Source organism: Nostoc sp. CHAB 5715 (assembly GCF_020829685.1).
Taxonomy (GTDB): Bacteria; Cyanobacteriota; Cyanobacteriia; order Cyanobacteriales; family Nostocaceae; genus Nostoc.
The window spans coordinates 1-3,493 of sequence record NZ_JAIVFR010000817.1; the positions used below are offsets into that span (position 1 = coordinate 1).

The window sequence follows — 3,493 nt, forward strand, 5'->3', positions numbered from 1 at the left end:
ATTAGGAATAATATTTTAATTTTTTTTGCCCACTTTCTTGCAAGGTTTTAAACCAATATTCATTACCCAGTCGTCCAGAATTCAATTCTGAATTCTGACTCCTGAGTTCTGAATTCTTCTTATAAATCGCTTTTAGGTGCGCTAGTAGCGACTGTTAACCCAATAATTACCAGAAAAATAATCTTTAAACCGTTGCAAACTCAGTATATTTCCTTGCTTCTGGAGGATGAAAAGCCAAGACAATATCACTTGCAGGAACATTTAAACGCATTAACTCAGTTGCCATTCCTTCCTCAGTCAAATCTTCTTCAATGTAAATTTTTTCATTTTTAATGCGAATATAGACAGAAATTCCTTTAATTCTTTTGCCTTGTTTCCAACCAATATTGAACCACAAATATTGACTTCTCTCATCATCAAACATTAACACTTCATCCACATCAACAACAGTAACTTGTGAAGATATTCTTTGATACTCTGTTAATATTTGCTTGCTCGTATTTTGATATTGAGTTAACTTATCCATTTCACAATCTCCGTGTCTGGCGGCTTACCGTCTGGCTTAAATAATTGGACGATCGCTTTTTCTAACTTTAGTTTGCTTACCAATACGAATCGTCTCATTTTCCTTGTCTTTGACTGCTGGGAGCCGCGTTACCTGAAATTCCCCATATTGTTGTAAGATTTGAGCGATCGCTTCAGCATCCGCAGCTGGTGCGTTGAGACATTTTAAGCGGTCATACGTATTAATTCCCACCACCAAAGCGTCTCGACTCATCCTGGAAAGCCCTATGATAGTTGTGCCGAATTATTTCCAGCTTCTACAAGAAATTTACCGCATTTTCCGTAAAAATTTGTAGGTTACTACAGCTGTGCTACCTTACACGCAATTCTTTTATCCAAGATTTACCCATGACTCAACTCACACCTATCCAGTTAGAAGATGGCACGATTATTTACATTGAAGCCACAGATAACGTAGATGCTTTGCCAGTTAACATCGAAGTTTCCCCACAGGGAGAGGAAGAAGCGCTAATTGATAAGGGATGGGATGCGAATGTTGCACAAAAACAAATAGTGCAAAATTTCCAAGCAATTGAAGGTACAATTCGGGCTTACACTTAGGACTTACGCAAAAATTGCTAAAAAGCTTAATTTATCGAACCGCCAAGACGCCAAGAGCGCCGAGAATTCGTAGAGTGTGCGTAAGTCCTAACACTGTTTATTCACTCAATGCTTTTAAGAAAATCCCTATTGCTAATATTGATAAAGTCACTCTAGAATTTGGCATCAAAGTTGGCGGTGAAGCAGGTATACCTTACGTAACTAAAGGCACGGCTGAAAGTAATCTTAAGGTAACGGTAGAGTGTTCATTTCCTGACCAACTGGAAAAACAAACTCAGCAATCATGAGTCAGAATATTGGTGCTGGTAAAATTTCGATTATCATTCCGGCTATTAATGAAGCAGGAAATATTAAAGAAGCAATTGCGACTACTCAACCCAGTATAAATATAGAAGTCATAGTAGTAGATGGTGGCTCAAAAGATAACACAGTAGAAATAGTCCAGTCTTTATGTGTCAAAGTTATCTCATCGTCTCCCGGTCGTGCTGTGCAAATGAATACGGGTGCTGTAGCTGCTACCGGGGAAATTCTACTGTTTCTCCATGCAGATACCTGTTTACCTACTGGGTTTGATGACATGGTTCGCACAGCGCTACAACAGCCTGGGACTGTGGCTGGTGCATTTAACTTGCGGATCGATGCACCACTTTTAAGTTTACGATGGGTAGAGTGGGGAATAAATGTGCGATCGCATTTTTACCAAATGCCCTACGGCGACCAAGCAATTTTTTTAACAAAAACAGTATTTCAGCAAATTGGCAATTTTCCTGAGTTGCCTATCATGGAAGACTTTGAACTCATACGTCGTTTAAAACGCATCGGAAGGATTGTAATTATTCCTACACCAGTTGTTACCTCAGCCCGTAGATGGTTACAAAAGGGAGTGTTTAAAACTACGTTACTTAATCAAATAGTAATTATTGCTTATTTACTCGGCGTTTCACCTGAGCGAATTTGTCGCTGGTATCGCCGAGAAAAATTTAAGAGAATTTAAGCTGTTTCTAATATGGGTAGTATATCTTATAAGCATTAGATTTGAGGTGTAAGTTTCAACGTTGAGCCTCAGAAGGTCAAAGTTGAGCCTCAGAAGGTCAACGTTGAGCCTCAGAAGGTCAAAGTTGAGCCTCAGAAGGTCAAAGTTGAGCCTCAGAAGGTCAAAGTCGAGCCTCAGAAGGTCAACGTTGAGCCTCAGAAGGTCAACATTGAGCCTCAGAAGGTCAACGTTGAGCCTCAGAAGGTCAACGTTGAGCCTCAGAGGGTCAACATCGAGCTTCAGAAGGTCAAACTTATAAAAATGAAGAAGCGTTTATTAAATTTCAAACTCAAACTACTACTCTTAAGGGACTTCCAACAAATAAATTTAGGACTTACGCAAAAATTGCTAAAAAGCTTAATTTATCGAACCGCCAAGACGCCAAGAGCGCCGAGAATTCGTAGAGTGTGCGTAAGTCCTAAAATTATCCAATTTCACGCCCATCAAAACGACTTTCCCTTCCCCTGCTCCCAGCAAGAACTGCTCCCTGCCCTCAAAGCGATGGGATATTTTTTAAATTGGAAGTCCCTAAGTTGCCTGATTGCCACTTTTATTATTGTCGCTAAACAGTTAAACTTTCAGGAACTTTTACAAACCTCAGTCATTTGGGTTAACTCAGAACTTGCATCAGTCCCGACGACCGCCTCAGAATGAATTCTGAGGCTTATAGCTAAAGTCTTCTAAAGAAGACTGAGTAAGGGTTGTAGTCCACGCTTAGTGGACTTGCGCTATAAGAAAAGAGAATTTATTCTCAGGCGGGATAGGCAGTGTATATCACAAAAGTTGCTCAGAAAGCATTAGCTCAAAGTGTGGCATTAGAACAAATAACAACCCATGACAAAACTAACAATCATTCAGATATTTAAAAATATTAATCCCAGAAACTTACAAAAGTTTTTTAGCTTAAGTGTATTAATATTACTGATATTGGCAAGTGCTTTCGCATTAAACACAGACCCAGCTTTGGCACAAGAATCTGCAAATCCAAATTCTTTCAATCCTCAAACCATTTTACGCGAAGTCTTGCAATGGATTGATAGCCTGGCTGCGGTGGGAGCCATAGCTTTTATTGCTCTTTACATTATCGCTAGCATCGCTTTTTTCCCAGGTTCTATTCTCACGTTGGGGGCTGGTGTGATTTTTGGTGCAGTCTGGGGTTCTCTCTACGTATTTATCGGTGCAACCCTTGGTGCTACTGCTGCTTTCCTTGTAGGACGTTATTTAGCAAGGGGCTGGGTTGCTCGGAAAATTGCAGATAACAAAAAATTTGCCGCCATTGACCAAGCGGTTGGTAGAGAAGGATTAAAAATTGTCTTGTTAACGCGACTGTCCCCG

At 40.1% G+C, this 3,493-nt stretch carries 6 protein-coding genes; 4 read left to right on the top strand and 2 right to left on the bottom strand.

Translation table 11 applies throughout. From position 1 onward, the window contains the following. Positions 1-184: 184 nt before the first annotated feature. On the bottom strand, positions 185-526 hold the full coding sequence (locus LC574_RS31810; protein WP_229457553.1) for a XisI protein: 342 nt from the start codon (positions 524-526) through the stop codon (positions 185-187). A gap of 36 nt (positions 527-562) precedes the next feature. Continuing rightward, positions 563-778: a caspase family protein gene (locus LC574_RS31815; RefSeq protein WP_229457554.1), complete on the bottom strand. Its 216-nt coding sequence runs from the start codon at positions 776-778 to the stop codon at positions 563-565. Between the two features lie 134 nt (positions 779-912). On the opposite strand from LC574_RS31815, the gene LC574_RS31820 reads away from it, so the two are divergent. From LC574_RS31820 to LC574_RS31835, 4 genes are all read left to right on the top strand, one after another. Continuing rightward, positions 913-1,125, top strand: coding sequence for a hypothetical protein (locus LC574_RS31820; RefSeq protein WP_229457555.1), 213 nt, complete (start codon positions 913-915; stop codon positions 1,123-1,125). A gap of 74 nt (positions 1,126-1,199) precedes the next feature. Further along, positions 1,200-1,412, top strand: coding sequence for a CU044_2847 family protein (locus tag LC574_RS31825; protein WP_229457556.1), 213 nt, complete (start codon positions 1,200-1,202; stop codon positions 1,410-1,412). Then, on the top strand, positions 1,409-2,119 hold the full coding sequence (locus tag LC574_RS31830) for a TIGR04283 family arsenosugar biosynthesis glycosyltransferase (protein ID WP_229457557.1): 711 nt from the start codon (positions 1,409-1,411) through the stop codon (positions 2,117-2,119). Before LC574_RS31825 ends, LC574_RS31830 begins: the two co-directional genes overlap by 4 nt. A gap of 873 nt (positions 2,120-2,992) precedes the next feature. Next, positions 2,993-3,493, top strand: a 501-nt coding sequence (locus LC574_RS31835; RefSeq protein ID WP_229457558.1) for a TVP38/TMEM64 family protein, incomplete at its 3' end; no start/stop codon positions are given.

What these genes read in the sequence shown, in the direction of transcription:
- LC574_RS31810 (WP_229457553.1), bottom strand. Translation starts at nt 526, where the DNA reads ATGGATAAGTTAACTCAATATCAAAATACGAGCAAGCAAATATTAACA.
- LC574_RS31815 (WP_229457554.1), bottom strand. Translation starts at nt 778, where the DNA reads ATGAGTCGAGACGCTTTGGTGGTGGGAATTAATACGTATGACCGCTTA.
- LC574_RS31820 (WP_229457555.1), top strand. Translation starts at nt 913, where the DNA reads ATGACTCAACTCACACCTATCCAGTTAGAAGATGGCACGATTATTTAC.
- LC574_RS31830 (WP_229457557.1), top strand. Translation starts at nt 1,409, where the DNA reads ATGAGTCAGAATATTGGTGCTGGTAAAATTTCGATTATCATTCCGGCT.